A 17,644-nucleotide genomic window follows, 5' to 3' on the forward strand; every position below is an offset into this window, starting at 1 on the left:
GCGAGCTTATGATACTAACAACGAAAAAACAACTCCTAATAGCCTTAGTTATTGCAGGTCTAAACCTTGGTTCTATAACTGCTCAAACTAAATCCGTTACTTCGGCAGTTAGTTTAGATAAAAAAGTTACTTCTTTATTAAAGAAAATGACTTTGGAGGAAAAAGTTGGACAGTTAAACCAATACAATGGTTTTTGGGATGTAACTGGTCCTTCGCCAAAAGAAGGACAAGCCGCTAAAAAATACGAAGATTTAAAGAAAGGATTAGTAGGTTCGATGCTTAATGTAAAAGGAGTAAAAGAAGTCCGAACGCTACAAAAAATTGCCGTAGAACAAACTCGTTTGGGTATTCCTTTGCTATTTGGTTTTGACGTAATTCACGGCTATAAGACTATAAGTCCAATTCCGTTGGCTGAATCGGCAAGTTGGGACTTACAAGCCATTCAGCAATCGGCAGCTATGGCAGCCGAAGAAGCTGGGGCTGTAGGAATCAATTGGACGTTTGCGCCAATGGTAGATATTTCACGCGATGCGCGTTGGGGTAGAGTAATGGAAGGTGCTGGCGAAGATCCTTATTTAGGAAGTTTGATTGCCAAAGCTAGAGTAGTTGGTTTTCAAGGTGATTTTAGTAGCAATAAAAACATTTTAGCTTGTGCTAAACATTTCGCTGGTTATGCTTTTGCCGAAGCAGGTAGAGATTATAACACGGTCGATATTGGTGAATCTACGTTACAAAATATAGTTTTTCCACCTTTTAAGGCTGCGGTCGATGCTGGCGTAAGAACCTTTATGAATTCTTTCAACGAATTGGATGGAATTCCTGCAACAGGTAACGCCTATTTGCAACGAAAAATCCTAAAAGGAGATTGGGGATTTCAAGGTTTTATGGTGTCTGATTGGGGGTCAATTATGGAAATGCAAGCGCACGGCTATGCAAAAGATTTAAAACACGCTGCCGAGTTGGCTATCAATGCGGGTTCTGATATGGATATGGAATCTAGTGCTTATGTTGAGCATTTGGTTCAGCTAGTTCGCGAAGGAAAAGTCAAAGAAAGCACCATCGATGAAGCTGTAAAACGTATCCTCAGAACCAAATTTGTTTTAGGTTTATTTGATAATCCTTATAAATATTGCAACGAGGAATATGAAAAAGCTACTGTTGGGAAAGCAGAATTTCATCAACAGGTTTTAGAAATGGCCAAAAAATCAATTGTATTGTTAAAGAACAAAGATGAGATTTTACCCCTTAATAAATCAGGTCAAAAAATAGCGTTAATCGGAGCACTTGCGGCGGATAAAACAAGTCCATTGGGCAGTTGGCGTATTGCGGCCGATGACAATACCGCTGTTTCTGTTTTAGAAGGATTACAAGCATATAAAGACAATCAGTTGACGTATGCCAAAGGCGCTGATGTAGCTTTGGGTGAACCTAAATTTGTTTTTGAAACCAAAATCAATACTACAGACAAGAGTGGTTTTGAAGAGGCGATTGCAGCAGCCAAAAATGCGGATGTTGTGGTAATGGTTCTTGGAGAACACGGTTTGCAATCTGGAGAAGGACGTAGTAGAACTGATATTGGTTTGCCGGGCGTGCAACAAGAATTGCTTGAGGCGGTTTATGCGGTAAATCCAAAAATTGTTTTAGTACTAACTAATGGACGTCCGTTGGCTTTGCCTTGGGCTGACGAACATATTTCTGCGATTGTTGAGGCTTGGCAATTAGGAACACAAAGCGGAAACGCAATTGCACAAGTCTTGTATGGTGATTACAATCCTAGTGGAAAATTACCTATGACGTTTCCTAGAAATGTAGCTCAAGTTCCTATTTATTATAATCATAAAAATACAGGAAGACCATCTTCAAACGAGCCTGAAAGTGTTTTTTGGTCGCATTATATTGATGAGAAAAATGCACCTCTATACCCGTTTGGTTACGGATTGAGCTATTCCAAATTTGATTATTCAGATTTGAAATTATCGTCTCCTTCATTTACAACGAATGGTAAAATTGAAGTTTCAGTTACGGTTACTAATTCTGGTAAAGTCGCTGGTAAAGAAGTGGTTCAAATGTATATCAGAGATTTATTTGCTAGTGTAACTCGACCTGTTTTAGAATTGAAAGGGTTTGAAATGATAGAATTACAACCCAATGAGTCCAAAAAAGTAGTTTTTGCGATTGATGAAAAAACAATCGAATTCTATACTGCGAATTCAAAATGGGAAGCTGAAACTGGCGATTTCAAAGTATTTGTAGGCGGAAGCTCAACACAAACATTGCAGGCAGATTTTCAATTTGCCCAATAAAAAAGTAATTAGTAGTTGGTTTAACTTGTATTTCATTTTCATTACTGCTGCAAGATGAATTAATTTTTAATGGTGTTTTTATTTACTTCGAACGTATACTCTCTTGAGAGGATACCTGAAAAAAAATAGAAATACAAGTTTAAATCAATACTTTATATTTATATGATTTGCTCTTTTCTAGGTAAAAAAATAACGAATTAATTTTTAGGGATGAAAAAGTATATAATTCTAATAGTAGGAGTAGTAAGTTGTGGTTTTGCTCAGCAAACGCAACGAAAACTAGTCTGGGAAGAAAATTTTAACGGAAAGACCTTAGACGAAAAAGCATGGAATATTGAAATTGGCGATGGGTGTCCTAATTGTGGTTGGGGAAACAACGAACGACAATTGTACACCGATTCAAATCACGCGATTGAGAAGGGAAAATTGGTGATTAAAGCCAAAAAAGAAGGCAATAAATACACTTCAACTAGAATCAATACCAAAAGCAAAAAAGAGTTCCAATACGGACGATTTGAGATCAGAGCCAAATTACCTGTGGCTAATGGTTTATGGCCAGCCTTCTGGATGTTAGGTTCAAATTTTAAAGAAGCAGGATGGCCAAAATGCGGTGAAATTGATATTTTAGAATACATAGGCCGTGAACCTCATGTTATTTTCAATTCGTTGCATACACAAGACAGTCACGGAAATACCATAAATACCAAAAAAACTACCATTCAAGATATCGAAAAAGGCTTTCATTTGTATGCTATTGATTGGGATAAGGACAAAATTGCTTTTTATGTAGACAATCAATTAACTTATACTTTTCAACCTACAGAAAAAAACGAAAATACTTGGCCGTACAATCAACCGTTTTATTTCCTTGCCAATTTGGCGATAGGAGGTAATTTTGGTGGGCAAATTGTAGACGATGCGGCACTACCGGATTATTTTTATATTGATTACATCAGAGTATATCAATAGAACATTTTTTAAGTCCATAGCTTTTGCCCCAAAAATAAATTATATTCAAGAATGCTGAATGAGGAAAGCCTGATCTTATTTTTTAAGAATTCAGGCTTTTTTCTTGTATTTGCTTAACGATTATTCTTAATTTTTCTACTTTTTATTTGTTTATTAAGATAAAAAATTGTTAAATTTGACCATTAACTAACCAAAACCAATAAAGCCTATAGCTCAAAACTACTTTTTAGAGAATTTCCCCAAATTTAAAATCAAAACTAAAAGGTATGACTATGGCTGCTACACAATTCACCGACGCGTATTTAGTTCAAGAGTATGTTTCTGGTAACGAGAAAGCACTAGAACTATTAATCAAACGCCACGAATCCAAAATCTTTGGCTTCATTTATTCTAAAATTGCAGATCGTGATGTTGCGAATGATATTTTTCAAGATACATTCATCAAAGTAATCCGTACCTTAAAATCTACTTCTTATAACGAAGAAGGCAAGTTTTTACCTTGGGTAATGCGTATTGCGCATAATCTCATTATTGACCATTTTAGAAAAAACAAAAAAATGCCACTCTATAGAGAAACCGAAGAGTTTTCCATTTTCTCTGTAATGTCTGATGATTCACTAACTATTGAAAACCAATTGATCGCTTCCCAAGTGGAAATCGATCTGCGTCGTATAATACACGAATTGCCCGATGATCAAAAAGAAGTGTTGATGATGCGTATGTATCAAGACATGAGTTTTAAGGAAATTTCAGAAATTACAGGGGTTAGCATTAATACAGCTTTAGGAAGAATGCGCTATGCATTGCTTAATTTGAGAAAAGTTATCGACAAACATCAGATTATTTTAACAAATTGATACTAAATAGTAAACTTTATCGTTTTACTTTGAATAACACAGTCTAATCACTAATCTATTCAAAGTATATGGCCAAAATTTACTCTAAAAAGAATGCGATTTCAAAAGAATCAAAACCCAAAAAAGAAGTAGTTTCTTTTCTTTTGAATTATTCCAAAGCATTAACCGTCTTAAAAACAAAGACTAACAGCTTTGAAATTGTATCCAATTAGGAATTGCATCAGCACTTTTTTTAGTACTTCACTAAAAAGACAAGCCCAAAATCATTCTCGATTTTGGGCTTTTTTGTTTTTGTTAGATTATTGTGATGGAGTTTTTTACTTCCTCTTGTAATAGTCGTCAATAACAGATTTTCGGCCAATGGTTTTGGTAATAATATCTTTTTCTAGATCCCAACCTCTCGCAGGTGAATATTCTCGACCATACCAAATAATTTGAAGGTGTAAATCGTTCCAAATGTCCTCAGGAAATAAGCGCTTGGCATCTTTCTCAGTCTGAACGACATTCTTTCCGTTGGTCAAATTCCATCGGTACATCAGGCGGTGAATGTGAGTATCTACCGGAAAAGCAGGTACGCCAAAAGCTTGCGACATCACCACACTAGCCGTTTTGTGTCCCACAGCAGGTAATTCCTCTAGTGCTTCAAAACTCTGTGGCACCTGACCATTATGCTTTTCAATTAAAATCTCAGACAAGCCATAAATCCCCTTCGATTTCATTGGCGACAAACCACAAGGGCGAATGATTTCTTTAATTTCCTCTACCGATAATTTCACCATATCATACGGATTGTCCGCTTTGGCAAACAACAGTGGTGTAATTTGGTTTACCCGAACATCTGTGCACTGAGCCGAGAGCAAAACAGCAACCAATAAAGTGTACGGATCCTTATGATCTAAGGGAATCGGAATCGTTGGATATAATTCTTTTAACGTATTTATAACAAATGTTACGCGCTCCTGTTTGGTCATTTTACTACTTTTATAAAAGGTAAAAATAGCCTATTTTTTATAATGTGCCTAATCCAGCTGTACGTTACAAGTCCTCCTTCAAAACTGTATTTTTCTAAGATAAAAAAGGAGCTTCCGTTGGTCGCTCTTTTTTATCAAGAAAAAAAACAGTTTTTCAGTCCGGGCTTTCCACTACCATCTGGGGCATAACGCGTTCCTTTAACGATTACGAATAGTTAAAACAAACCATAAACCATAAACTTTAATTCATTAACATCAAAATATGACCACATTACAAAAAGGAGATCAAGCTCCATCATTTTCAGGAGTTGATCAAGACGGAAAAACACATCAATTAGCAGACTATGCCGGAAAGAAACTAGTCGTTTTTTTCTATCCAAAAGCGAGCACGCCAGGTTGCACTGCCGAGGCTTGTGATTTGAGAGACAATTACGCCCGATTTGAAGCGCAAAACTATGCGTTACTTGGTGTTAGTGCTGATAGTGCCAAAGCGCAAGCTAAATTTAAAGACAAATACGAATTTCCATTTCCATTATTAGCAGACGAAGACAAAGTAGTGATTCAAGCCTTCGGTGTTTGGGGGCCTAAAAAGTTTATGGGAAAAGAATACGATGGCATTCACCGAACTACTTTTGTCATCGATGAAAAAGGAATTATTGAAGAAGTAATCACCGACGTAAAAACAAAAGTACACGCGTCACAGATTTTGAAATAATTATTCTATTAGGTATAATTTACTAATGTTAGAAAAGTATATTAATCAATAGAATAATAACAAAAGCCAAGTCTAAAACTTGGCTTTTGTTGTTTATTAAGCTTGTAATACTTTGTCGGGATCGTAACCAAATAAGCGTTGTTTTTTGATGATTTCTGCCACACCAGAAGGTAACATAGGTTCCCAGCCTGGTTTTCCTTGGCTAATCATTTTGAGTACTTCTCTAGAGAATACTTCTAAGATAGTTGGGTCGTAGTCTGTAATATCTACTACTTTTCCGTTGAATTTAAAGAACTTGTACAATTCTTTCATTCTTGGGTGTACTTTAAGATTTTCAGAAGTAATTACTTCTTTTTCTTCACCAAGCATTGGATACAAGAATACTTTCATATCGCGATAGAATAATTTACCAAAAGCTTCAAGTATTCCACCACTCAAATGACGGTAGTATTTCTCGTCGAAAATATCAACCAAGTTGTTAACTCCCATCGCTAATCCCATACGGGCTTTGGTGTAATTAGCAAAATATTCTACCACTTTGTAATACTCTTGGAAATTAGAAATCATTACAGTTTGACCCAAAGAACATAGCAACTCGGCTCTATCCATGAAATCTCTCTCGTCAATCTCACCATCTGAGCGTAAATTCGATAAAGTAATTTCAAAAATAACTTGAGTGTTTTCTTTCTCTACTTTGTTTTCCTCTAAGAACATTTTTATGGAGTTTTCATACATATCCATATTTACTTTGGTAACTGGACGGAAACTACCTCTAAAAGCTAAAATATTTTTTTTGTATAAAATGGCTGCTGGTAAAATGTTTTTTCCTTCTGGATTGAACATTACAGCATCGGTCATTCCGTTTTTTACCAATTGTAAACTCATCAATCGGTTATCAACTTCTGCAAATCGAGGTCCAGAAAAGTTGATGGTATCAATCTCTAATTGATCTTTATCTAAGTGATCATATAAGTAACGTAATAATTTCTTAGGGTCGTTGTATTTATAAAAAGCACCATAGATTAAGTTAACACCTAATACTCCCAGAGTTTCTTGTTGCAAACGGGAATCGGTTTCTTTAAAACGAATGTGAAGGATGATTTCGTTATAGGCTTCCTCAGGATCTAATTGGTAGCGTATTCCCACCCAACCGTGGCCTTTGAATTGTTTTGCAAAATCGATGGTTGCTACCGTATTGGCGTAGCTAAAAAATAATTTATTTGGGTGTTTTACTCGACTCAAACGTTCTTCAATCAATTCTCCTTCAAAAGTCAACATTTTTTTGAGACGACTTTCGGTTACATATCGTCCATCTCCTTCGATTCCGTAAACCGCATCACTAAAATCTTTATCATAAGCCGACATTGCTTTTGCAATCGTTCCAGAAGAACCTCCTGCTCTAAAAAAATGTCTCACCGTTTCTTGTCCTGCACCAATTTCAGCAAATGTTCCGTAAATATTTTCGTTGAGATTTATTCGAAGTGCTTTATCTTTTATCGATGGAATTTGCTCAATGACTTTGTCTCCCTTAAGTTTGATTTTTTTTGTATCCATTTTGAATCTAAATAGTGGTGTTTTGTGACAAAGTTAATTAATTCGATTTCGAAATGAATCATAAATAATTCTATTTTTGTAAAAAAATAACACTCTTTTGAACATCTATTTTTTAGGTACTGGCACTTCTCAAGGAATTCCAATCATTGGGAGTACCCATCCTGTTTGTAAAAGCACTGATTATAAGGATAAAAGACTTCGTGTTTCACTATGGATATCATGGGGAGACCATTCTTACGTTATCGATTGCGGTCCCGATTTTAGACAGCAGATGTTGGCATCGGATTGTCAAAAAGTAGACGGAATTTTATTTACTCATGAACATTCTGACCATACTGCTGGTTTAGACGATATTCGTCCGTTTAATTTTAGACAAGGCGAAATGCCTATTTATGCCCATCAACGCGTAATCGAAAATTTAAAAAAACGTTTTGATTACGTTTTTGAAACCGAAAACAGGTATCCTGGTGCTCCTTCTGTAAAAACTATTGAGGTTATTAATAATCAACCTTTTGTGTTGGGGGGTAAAACGGTTATTCCTATTGATGTAATGCACGGCGATTTGCAGGTTTTTGGATACCGAGTTGATGATTTTGCCTATTTGACGGATGTGAAAACGGTAGCGACTGAAGAAGTAGAAAAATTGAAAAATCTAGACGTTTTGGTCTTGAATGCTTTACGAATCACACCTCATAACACTCATTTTAATCTTCAAGAAGCACTAGATTTTATCGCTTTAGTACAACCTAAAAAGACATATTTGACACATATTAGTCATTTGCTAGGGTTTCATGAAGAGGTTCAAAAACAATTGCCAGAAAACGTGTTTTTGGCCTATGATAATTTAATTATTACCCTTTAATTTAATATTTTAAAATGAAAAAATCACTCCTACTTTATGGTTTTATATTGGCTGTTTTATTCAATATTTATACTTATATGTTTTTGAATAAAGAAGTAAAATTCGAGCAAGAAAAATTCATTAAAGTCACTACCAAACTTAGAGATAGTATCAAAAAAGTGGAACTGAAATTGGATGATGCCAATTATTTTTCATTAGGTAAAAATGAAAATGCACAAAATTATTTTGAGGCGACTAACCCAGATAAAACGATTTTAATCGAAAAATTAATTCCTGTTGTAACTGAGAAATTATTAGATTTTAATAACAATCCCAAAGGAAATCCTTACACAGGACAAGATCCAATTGGACCAAATAAATTTGTAATTAACAAAATCAAAATTTTGAATCACCGATGGATTATTGCTGATTTTAGCGATGGCGAATATTGGGGAGAAGTTCTTATAAAATACTTCGTTAATACTGACGAAACGATTTCTTTTGAAGTGAGTCAATCTTTATTGTATCAAAAATAATTTCTATACATTTCTTATCGATGAATTCAACTCTTATAATCGAAAGAGCAACCTTAGATGACGCTGCTGAAATTAGCGATTTGATTATAAATAATGCTACATTTTATTTAAAACCGCATTATTCTGACGCGCAATGGAGTATATTCAAAAGGTATTATTCAATTGAAACCATTCAACAAAAAATCCTAAGACAGCAAATGTTTTGTGCTAAACTAGAGGCCAAAATAGTAGGAACAATTGCTTTAGATCACGATTATATTATAGGTTTCTACACCCATGTTGATTATGCAAAGAAAGGAATTGGGTCAAAGTTGTTAAGTTATATTGAAAAGGAAGCACTGGCCATCGGACATTTTGAAATTTATTTAGCATCGTCACCAGTTGGAGTTGATTTTTACCTAAAATTTGGATGGCAGATAGTAGAAGAACTTGCAATTGATTATTTGGGAGTTCCTTTTGTAGAAACGGTAATGAAAAAGCAGCTCTAAATGTTTGATTAAAGCCGCTTTTTTTGGGTACTTGAAAGTGCTACTATTCGTTTATTTCAACCAATTTTTGAAGTCATAAAAATTTTGTGGAGAAACACCATGTCCGATAGGGTATTCTTTATAGGTTATAGCAACGCCTAATTTTTCGATAAAAGGAGCTGTTTTTCTGGCCCATTCTACAGGAATCACTTGATCTACTGTGCCATGAGATGCAAAAATACGCAACGAATGTAGACTGTTTTTTAAGTAATCTTCAGCTATGATATCAGGATTCAAATAACCGCTCATCGCAACAATCTGTTTTACTTTTTCAGGATAAGAAAGTGCTACAGCATAACTCAAAATAGCTCCTTGGCTAAAACCAATAAGCGTTACTTCTTCTTTGTTGATAGGGTAATTTTGAAGTAATTCGTCAATAAAGCTTGCAATGTGATCACGAGATTCACGAGCTTGATCGTTATCCGAAAATTTGTTTTGATCAGCATCAAAATTGATGGCATACCAAGCATAACTTCCGTATTGTAAATCATAAGGAGCTCTAGCAGAAATGATATAGTAATGATCGGGCAATTCTGATGCAAAAGAGAATAAATCTGCTTCATTACTGCCGTAACCGTGTAATAAAATCAATACGGGATTTTCTGCTAAAACAACTTTAGGCTCTCTTATCTTGTACTCTAAGGATAAATTCATGAAATGTATTTGATGTATGTTATTCTATGTTTTTAAAAATCTTTTGAAACTGTTCTCCCAAAAGCGGAATAAGTTTGGCCTCTCCTTGTAATGCTGCTACAAAGCCATAAATCCATAGGATAAAATAAAAAACATAAAAGGCGGACGATATCATCCAGCTATCAAAATAGCCAATGAAATAGCCAATTAAAAAGAAAGAAACAAAAATCCCTAACGCTTGACGAATGTGAAAAGCCGCAAAGGAATTTTTCTTTTCAGAGTTCATAAAAATTGCAATAATGGCGCCAATAATGGTAAGATAACTTACAATGGCGATATTCTTTCCGTTGTCTGATGTATTCATTTTAGTTGTGATTTAGGATAATTATTGATTCAAAATCATTTGATCTTGGTTGATACAACCATACACTTTTCCTTGTAATTTTTGTCCTAGAAAAGCTGAGTTTTTAGATTTTGTTAGTATGTTTTCTTTGGTGAAAACACTTTCTCCTTCGGTAGTAAAAAGAGTCAAATTAGCTGGTTCTCCTTCGTTGATGGAGTGGGACGGAATTCCAAAAGTTATTTTTCCAGCGGTTAATTTTTCGATGATTACGGCTGTTGGCAAAACAGTAGACAACGCTCCAAAGGCACTTTCTAATCCAATAGTACCGTTTTTAGCTCCGTCAAATTCCATTTTTTTATGTTCAATATCTATAGGATTATGATCAGTTGTAATCATATCAATTGTTCCATCGAGAATTCCTTCTAGTAACGCTTTTCTATCCGATTCGCTTCTTAGCGGTGGTGTTACTTTATATCGAGTATCAAAACCATCCAATTGATCTTCGTTTAATACTAAATGATGTACGCTAACACTACAGCTTACTTGTAAACCTTTGGCTTTTGCTTCTTTTAGTAACGCAACTGATTTTTGTGTTGAAATGGTTGGAATATGCAATTTACCTCCTGTATACTCTAATAAAAATAAGTTTCTAGCTATTTGTAATTCTTCGGCTAGAGCAGGAATGCCTTTTAGCCCTAATCGGGTAGAGGCTAAGCCTTCGTTGGCCACACCGTTTCCTTTAATTTTTTCGTCTTGGGCAAAAGCAATAACTAGTCCATCAAAATCTTGTACATATTGCAAAGCTATTTTTAATAAGTTAGCATTGTCCAAGCTTTTATTGTAGTCACCAAACGCAATAGCGCCAGCTTTTTTCATATCAAAAAGCTCTGCCATGTCTTTTCCTTCGCTACCTACTGTTAATGCACCAATAGGGTAGAGTTTGGTTACCGTTTGTTGAGCTTTGTTTAGAACAAAATTAATCTGTCCTTGATTGTCAATAACAGGATGAGAATTGGGCTGAAGCGCAATAGCTGTGAATCCACTTTTTGCAGCTACGATTAATCCATTACTAATGGTTTCTCGATCTTCAAAACCAGGTTCTCCTAAGGATACGCTGCTGTCAAACCAACCTGATGAAACTTGTAATTGCGGTAATTGAATTTCTTGGGCTTCATCTGTTGATAGTTCAATTCCTATTTTTTTGATGTATCCGTCATGGATTAGAATATCCATAGTTTGATTGTGAAAAGGACTTTTAGAATCGATGATTGTAGCTGCTCTAAGGAGAATTTTCATTGGTATAGAAGATAAGTTTTTTTAAACTTTAGTTATTTTACAAATCGGATGATGGCCATTTCTGCCAGTAAAAACGCTAGGGCAAAGATAAGAAACCATTTCCAAAGTTGATAGTCTGTTCTATTGGTTTGTAACGTATTGAAAACGCTTTTGATACTGTCCATTGTATCAAAAGATGAATCCCAATTGGTGTTGACTTGATTCAAATCACTTTCTGTTCGGGCATAATTGAATGAGATGTTTTCTATTCCTATTTCTTTGTTGTAAATGGTATAATTTCCTGATTTCTTGGGGAGGTCAGCAAAGGTTAGTTTTACTTTATTGTCCAACATTTGTTGTATAGGAATGAATTGCTCTTCTTTTCCTTTTACAGTCAGCACAGCTTCTTTGGTTAAAGTAGTATTTACCCAAAAAGGGGTGTTGTCGCCAATCGTTGCGGCATAGAGCAAAGCATTTTTATTGTTGATGCCCATTTTGTAAAACACAGGAACAATCAGTGGTGATTGCTGGAAGTTACTGTTTTTTGGGTTTAGAGGTGCCGAGAAGATAAAAACCGCCCCGACAGATTTTGGTATGGCCGTCAGAAAAGCAGTTTGGTCTTCGTAAGAAAGAATGCTTGGATAAGCACTTTTGATTACAAATGATTTTTCGGCTTTTGGATATTGAAAATTAGTGATTTTACTTTCGAATACACCACTAAAAAGCGGATGATCAAAATTGATTTTGGTAATTTGTTTGGAGTTGTTTTCAGAAGCTATAAACTGAATATTTCCAAGGTTTTTTAGAAAAGTATTGGTCGTTGTTGTTGTGGAATTTTCGGAAGGGATTATGACCAAATTACCACCTTTGTTCACAAAAGCTTGTAAGGTAGTTTGCAAGGCTTGTGGAATTTCAGGGATTTCATTGAGTACAATAGTGGCTTGTTTTTCGATGGTGTTGTAATCCAGCGTGCGTAATTCTGAATTACTGTAATTGAATTCTTCTATAGTGAAAATACGGGATAAAAATTCGCTTTTTGTAGATTCGCCGATACTTAAAATGCTAATTTTTTTGTTTTTACTGATACTAAAGAAATAGTCATTGTCGTATGTCAACGCTTTGTCATTGATGGTGGCATAGCCATGGAATTCTTGTCTTGGAATGGTAAAGTTGACGGTTTTCTTTTTGATGTCTGGTGTAACCATTGTTTTTGCAATCAATTTATTTTGATTGTAAAGAGCGATCGACAAAGGATTAAAATCATCTCCAAATCCTCTGATAGCTACCGTTATTTCGTAAAAGTTATCGAGAGTTTGGTTGATATAGACACTGTCGATTGCAACATTGTTTTTTTGTTCGGCTTCAGATTGTATGAAGTAAACTATTTCTTCTTTGTCTGTTTTTTGCGCTGCTTCTTGAGATATTCCAATGGCATCGGATAGGATTACGATATCTTTTTTGAAGGCTGATTTTCTAGCTTTTATTTTGGCTAATTGCGTATCTATTTTAAAAGGAATGGCTGAATAGTTTAGATTTTGGAGTTCACTTTGAATGGATTTAATATTGGTATTCCAAAAAGTTTGATCGTTGGTTAGCAATGAGAAAGTGGTGCTTTCGGGAATTTCTTCTAGCAATTCTTGTACGGCTCTTTTGAGTAGTTCGCCCCGATTGCCTTTGGCTTGCATGCTGAAGGAATTGTCTAGAATAATATACAATTCGTTGGTGGCATTTTTATGGTCTTTGGCTTCAAAGAAGGGTTGTGCAAAAGCTATGATTAAACCTGTGAGCAGTAATAATCGTGTGGCTAATAAAAGCCTTTTTTTGATTTTGGAGCTTTTTCGGGATTCTATGGTCAGTTTTTTTAAGAAACGGACATTAGTGAAATATTCTGTTTTGAATTTTCTAAGTTGGAACAGATGCACCAAAATAGGGAGTAGTAAAAGGAATAAAAAGTATAGAATTTCTGGATGTTTGAATTGCATTCTATGTTTGGTTTACTTATAATTTGGTTAGTTGTTTCTTTTTTTTGATGTTTCCTGAAAATGCTTTTTGTTGCTCTCTAGCCCCGATCGCAGTGGCATCCTTTTTTTACAACTAGCAGGTTTGAAAAACCTGATGGGTGTAAAAAAAGATATAACGGAGAGCGGGACGATGCCGACAATAAAACCTTTTGTTTCTGCTCCTAAATATAAAAGAACTCAGATTGATCGCTCAAAAATACGAATTTGTACCTATATATGGGAGATGAAGTTTGGTTTTTTCAAAATGGAGTAATTTGTTTCGAGGTATTGAAATAATGAGTAATTTCGCGACACTAAAAAAAGACATATGATGGAATCGCATTTGTTCTAAGTATAGCGCGATATCATATTATGTCCACTAACAAATAAATTTTACATACATGAAAAGCAAGATTTTTGCGCTAGTTTTTGTTTCTTTATTTACAACAGTTCGCGCTCAGCAGGATATTTACCACTTACTTGTGGGTACTTACACTAATAAATGTGAAAATAAAGGGATTTATAATTATAAATTTGAAGTAAACTCTGGGAATTCGTTGTTGCACGGAACTACCGTTAACATTCAAAATCCAAGCTATTTGGCTCTTTCTTCGGACAATAAACATCTTTATGCGGTGAACGAATCAGGGGCAACAAGCACGGCTACTTCATTTAATTATGATGGGAAAGCAGGTAAGATGATTATGTTGAATAAACAAGCGACCAAAGGTGCCGATCCATGTCACATTATTACGGATGATAAGAATGTAATTACAGCCAATTATTCTGGTGGAAGTATTACTGTTTTCTTTAAAAATGCTGATGGAAGTTTGACTGATGCTAAACAAGTAGTGCAACTTTCTGGCAGTGGTCCAAATAAGGAGCGTCAAGAAGCTTCGCATATGCATATGGTGGCTTTTTCTCCAGATCATAAGTACGTTTTGGCCGTTGATTTGGGTACTGATAAAATTTATGTGTATAGCTACAATGCTGATGCGAGCAAGGATATTTTGACTTTCAAAAGCAGTGTGAGTGTTAAGCCAGGTGGTGGCCCACGTCATTTAACGTTTGATGAAGACGGGAAATATGTTTATGTTTTGAATGAATTGGATGGTGGGTTGTTGACGTATGGTTTTGCTAAAGGAGAATTGACTTTGGTAGAAGATACTTCGGTAATGGCGAGAGATTACAAAGGTGATTTTCGTGCGGCAGCCATTGCGTTATCACCAGATGGGAAGTTTTTGTATGCTACTAATAGAGGAGAGGCTAACACCATTTCTATTTTTAAAGTGTTGAAGAATGGTAAATTAGAGTTTAAAGAAACGGTAAGTACTTTAGGGAAAGGACCTAGAAGTTTTGTGATAGATCCAACAGGCAATTTATTATTGGTAGCCAATCAATTTAGTAATGAAGTGGTGGTTTTTAAAAGAGATAAAAACACCGGTGGTTTAACAGATACTGAAAAAAGAATTTCGGTTTGTGAGCCTGTTTATTTGCTTTTTGAAAAGCGTTTGTAATCTATTTAAAACAATCAAGTTAAAGCCACGAATTCACCAATTTTATTAATTTGTGAATTCGTGGCTTTACTATTTATTGCTTATTTGTTGGAGTCTTTGCGTTTTTTGGCTCTTGTTTTTAGCATATTTCTGTTAACAGAACCATGTGTTTTCTTTTTTGTTTTTGATGGACCACCAAGATTTATTTTTTTGTTCTTTTTGCTTTTTTCATGAAAAGCACCATCTCCCTCTAATTTCACTTTTTTCATTAAAAACTTAATGGGTTGACGGTCTTTTTCGGGTTCAATCAATTTGGTTGATACTTCGACTACTTCTGGAAAATCAGCGATGGGTAATTCCATATTCATCAGGACTTCGACTTCAATTTTTGCTTCTTCTTCACGAGGCGTTACAAAACTAATCGCGGTTCCTGTGGCATCGGCTCTACCGGTTCTACCAATACGGTGCATGTAGAGTTCTGGTAACTCAGGCATTTCGAAGTTGATGACATGTGTGATGTTCGAAATATCTAAACCTCTCGCCATAATGTCGGTAGTGATCAAACCTCTCAAGTTTCCTTCTTGAAATTCTGCCATCGTACTCAATCGATAGTTTTGCGATTTGTTAGAATGGATGATTCCAAATTGTCCTTCGAATACTTCCTCTATTCGATTGAAAAGCATATCCGAGATTTTTTTATTGTTCACAAAAACTAGTACTCTGCTCATGTCTTCGTTCTTTTCTAACAAATGCTGAAGAAGATTGATTTTGGTATTAAAATTAGGAACATTGTAGGTGATTTGTTCGATATTCTCCAACGGTGTTCCTGAGGCGGCAAGGGTTACTTCTTCTGGGAAATCGAAATAGTCATTCAGCACATCGTCTACTTCATCGGTCATGGTGGCCGAAAATAGAATATTCTGACGCTTGGTTTTCATCATCGCCAACAAAGCAGTTAATTGTGTACGAAAACCTAAATTAAGCATTTCATCGAATTCATCTATGACTAATTTTTGGGTTTCATCAAAGCGTACTACGGCATCCAAAGCCAAATCCATGGTTCTACCTGGAGTTCCTACTAAAATATCGACACCTTCATAAACTGCTTTCTTTTGGGTATTGATATTTACACCTCCGTAAATCCCGAGGGTTTTAACCGACATGTATTTGGTTAATTTTTCTACTTCTTCCACGACTTGAACGACCAATTCTCGGGTAGGGACAAGGATGACGATTTTTGGGGTATTGGTATTGGTAAACTTATACAGTTTTAATAGTGGAATTAGGTAAGCAAAAGTTTTACCGGTTCCAGTTTGTGCAATTCCCATCATATCTCTTCCAGACATAATTACCGAAAAGGTTTTTTCTTGTATGGGAGTAGGAGAGGTAAATCCTATTTCATCAATTGCTTTTTGTAAAGATTTAGGAAGGTTGAATTGCTCGAAGGTGCTCATTTGCATTATTTTTTTGGCAAAGATACTAATATAAGCTGTAAATACTATTTTCTTTGAATTGTTCCTTCGTAGTATACCTCTTGATGATGGAATTAGCTAGTTATAATTTTTTCTTTCATTAGTAACGTTTCCAAGCAATCAGTTGCGGTAATTTTAAGTTCTAAATTGTCGAAATAAGACATTCTGTTTTGAATGTATTCTATTGTTTTATTCGTACCAATGACTTTTAGAGTCTGTAAACTTTGCTCTTGAAGTGAAGGCGAAAATTGATTTAATATGGATAGAATTTTGTCTTCGGCTTCTTGTATATGAAGCTTTCTAATCGTGATAAGCGTTTCATTTTTCACAGTATTGCTTTTGTGTGAAAGTAATTGAATGATAGCTGCTGTGTCGTTTCCATTGCTTTCATGAGCGGCAATTTTTAGACCTAACAATAAAATGGAAGTTTTTTTTGCCTTTAACCAAAAATCAATATTGCTGTTGTAAGGATATTTTTGGATGTAAAACAGGTTCTCTACTTTTTCTTTATTTCGTTTAATTCTTTTTTTACTTTTATAAAGGGTATTCTCAATAGAAATATTGGTTAGCGAGAGGTAGGCAACACTCGCGTTGGATTGGATCAGTTGATTTTTGTTTTTTAAATAAGGTATAATTTTATTTATTCCATTAGAATAACTCATAGTTTCGTAATGATAGAAACCAAGGCATTTTTTATAAATTTTGTTGTCATTGATTAAACTTGAAGAAAATTTATAAAGTTTGAGTGTTCGGTATATTAGCGTTATTGTTTCTGCTTCTTCGGGACTTAATTTCTTTTTTATAAGAATCATTTCGTCTATCATCATTTCTTTGCACCATGTTGCTCGAAGAGGTATTTTTCTTTTTATTTCCTTTATTTTTTGTCTAATAAATTCTTTATTATCGTGATTTTTTACAATATCGATTAAGAAATGTTTGATAAGAGGGAGTGTTTTTTGTTGGTTTTTTTGAAGATTCCTTTTGCAAATTGCTTTGAATAAGGTCATAGCTATTACCAAAACAATTATTACAATTGCCAGTACAAATATTGAGTTAGAAGTTATGTTGGACAAGAATTCTTTCATAAGAGAGAAATAAATGTAACTCAAAGATAGTGATAATAGTTGTAAGTGTCTTATAGTTAGCTTGTTA

At 34.9% G+C, this 17,644-nt stretch carries 16 protein-coding genes; 8 read left to right on the forward strand and 8 right to left on the reverse strand.

Annotation, left to right across the window (positions count from 1 at the left end):
* The first annotated feature begins 8 nt into the window (after positions 1 to 8).
* The 3 genes from bglX to WFZ86_RS16800 all read left to right on the forward strand — a co-directional run bounded on the left by bglX (position 9) and on the right by WFZ86_RS16800 (position 4,129).
* The gene (gene bglX / locus WFZ86_RS16790) at positions 9 to 2,303 is read left to right on the forward strand and encodes a beta-glucosidase BglX (RefSeq protein ID WP_342693003.1); all 2,295 of its coding nucleotides are present in this window, start codon (positions 9 to 11) and stop codon (positions 2,301 to 2,303) included.
* Positions 2,304 to 2,513: 210 nt separating this feature from the next.
* A complete protein-coding gene (locus WFZ86_RS16795) occupies positions 2,514 to 3,272 on the forward strand; it encodes a glycoside hydrolase family 16 protein (RefSeq protein ID WP_342693004.1) in 759 nt (252 codons plus the stop codon).
* Positions 3,273 to 3,544: 272 nt separating this feature from the next.
* The gene (locus tag WFZ86_RS16800) at positions 3,545 to 4,129 is read left to right on the forward strand and encodes an RNA polymerase sigma factor (protein WP_342693005.1); all 585 of its coding nucleotides are present in this window, start codon (positions 3,545 to 3,547) and stop codon (positions 4,127 to 4,129) included.
* 317 nt (positions 4,130 to 4,446) lie between these two features.
* Here the strand turns inward: WFZ86_RS16800 and WFZ86_RS16805 are convergent, their stop codons facing one another.
* Positions 4,447 to 5,100, reverse strand: a complete 654-nt coding sequence (locus WFZ86_RS16805; RefSeq protein ID WP_342693006.1) for an endonuclease III domain-containing protein — start codon at positions 5,098 to 5,100, stop codon at positions 4,447 to 4,449.
* A gap of 262 nt (positions 5,101 to 5,362) precedes the next feature.
* Between WFZ86_RS16805 and bcp the strand changes: the two genes are divergently transcribed.
* Entirely contained in the window at positions 5,363 to 5,815 is a 453-nt protein-coding gene (bcp, locus tag WFZ86_RS16810) for a thioredoxin-dependent thiol peroxidase (RefSeq protein WP_342693007.1), read from the forward strand.
* A gap of 96 nt (positions 5,816 to 5,911) precedes the next feature.
* Here bcp and WFZ86_RS16815 read toward each other — a convergent pair whose 3' ends face one another.
* On the reverse strand, positions 5,912 to 7,369 hold the full coding sequence (locus tag WFZ86_RS16815; RefSeq protein ID WP_342693008.1) for a TonB-dependent receptor: 1,458 nt from the start codon (positions 7,367 to 7,369) through the stop codon (positions 5,912 to 5,914).
* Between the two features lie 97 nt (positions 7,370 to 7,466).
* On the opposite strand from WFZ86_RS16815, the gene WFZ86_RS16820 reads away from it, so the two are divergent.
* The 3 genes from WFZ86_RS16820 to WFZ86_RS16830 are packed head-to-tail and all read left to right on the forward strand — an operon-like array spanning position 7,467 to position 9,234.
* Positions 7,467 to 8,231 (forward strand): MBL fold metallo-hydrolase, encoded by a 765-nt coding sequence (locus WFZ86_RS16820; RefSeq protein ID WP_342693009.1) that lies wholly within the window; start codon positions 7,467 to 7,469, stop codon positions 8,229 to 8,231.
* A gap of 14 nt (positions 8,232 to 8,245) precedes the next feature.
* Positions 8,246 to 8,746 (forward strand): hypothetical protein, encoded by a 501-nt coding sequence (locus tag WFZ86_RS16825; RefSeq protein ID WP_342693010.1) that lies wholly within the window; start codon positions 8,246 to 8,248, stop codon positions 8,744 to 8,746.
* A gap of 20 nt (positions 8,747 to 8,766) precedes the next feature.
* Positions 8,767 to 9,234 carry a GNAT family N-acetyltransferase gene (locus tag WFZ86_RS16830; RefSeq protein WP_342693011.1) on the forward strand — a complete coding sequence of 156 codons (468 nt, stop codon included), beginning with the start codon at positions 8,767 to 8,769 and terminating at the stop codon, positions 9,232 to 9,234.
* 51 nt (positions 9,235 to 9,285) lie between these two features.
* Here WFZ86_RS16830 and WFZ86_RS16835 read toward each other — a convergent pair whose 3' ends face one another.
* From WFZ86_RS16835 to WFZ86_RS16850, 4 genes are read right to left on the reverse strand one after another with little or no spacing between them, the layout of a single operon-like run.
* Positions 9,286 to 9,927, reverse strand: coding sequence for an alpha/beta hydrolase (locus WFZ86_RS16835; protein ID WP_342693012.1), 642 nt, complete (start codon positions 9,925 to 9,927; stop codon positions 9,286 to 9,288).
* Between the two features lie 19 nt (positions 9,928 to 9,946).
* Entirely contained in the window at positions 9,947 to 10,270 is a 324-nt protein-coding gene (locus WFZ86_RS16840) for a DUF4870 domain-containing protein (RefSeq protein ID WP_342693013.1), read from the reverse strand.
* A gap of 21 nt (positions 10,271 to 10,291) precedes the next feature.
* Complete coding sequence (locus tag WFZ86_RS16845) at positions 10,292 to 11,545, reverse strand: dihydroorotase (protein ID WP_342693014.1); 1,254 nt, start codon at positions 11,543 to 11,545, stop codon at positions 10,292 to 10,294.
* A gap of 32 nt (positions 11,546 to 11,577) precedes the next feature.
* Complete coding sequence (locus WFZ86_RS16850) at positions 11,578 to 13,506, reverse strand: BatA domain-containing protein (protein WP_342693015.1); 1,929 nt, start codon at positions 13,504 to 13,506, stop codon at positions 11,578 to 11,580.
* 419 nt (positions 13,507 to 13,925) lie between these two features.
* On the opposite strand from WFZ86_RS16850, the gene WFZ86_RS16855 reads away from it, so the two are divergent.
* On the forward strand, positions 13,926 to 15,041 hold the full coding sequence (locus WFZ86_RS16855; protein ID WP_342693016.1) for a lactonase family protein: 1,116 nt from the start codon (positions 13,926 to 13,928) through the stop codon (positions 15,039 to 15,041).
* Between the two features lie 80 nt (positions 15,042 to 15,121).
* On the opposite strand, the gene WFZ86_RS16860 is transcribed toward WFZ86_RS16855, so the two are convergent.
* Both WFZ86_RS16860 and WFZ86_RS16865 read right to left on the reverse strand, forming a co-directional pair.
* Positions 15,122 to 16,474, reverse strand: coding sequence for a DEAD/DEAH box helicase (locus WFZ86_RS16860; RefSeq protein WP_342693017.1), 1,353 nt, complete (start codon positions 16,472 to 16,474; stop codon positions 15,122 to 15,124).
* A gap of 92 nt (positions 16,475 to 16,566) precedes the next feature.
* The gene (locus WFZ86_RS16865; protein ID WP_342693018.1) at positions 16,567 to 17,577 is read right to left on the reverse strand and encodes a hypothetical protein; all 1,011 of its coding nucleotides are present in this window, start codon (positions 17,575 to 17,577) and stop codon (positions 16,567 to 16,569) included.
* Between the last annotated feature and the right edge of the window lie 67 nt (positions 17,578 to 17,644).

The organism is Flavobacterium polysaccharolyticum, from assembly GCF_038739875.1.
Taxonomy (GTDB): Bacteria; Bacteroidota; Bacteroidia; order Flavobacteriales; family Flavobacteriaceae; genus Flavobacterium; species Flavobacterium polysaccharolyticum.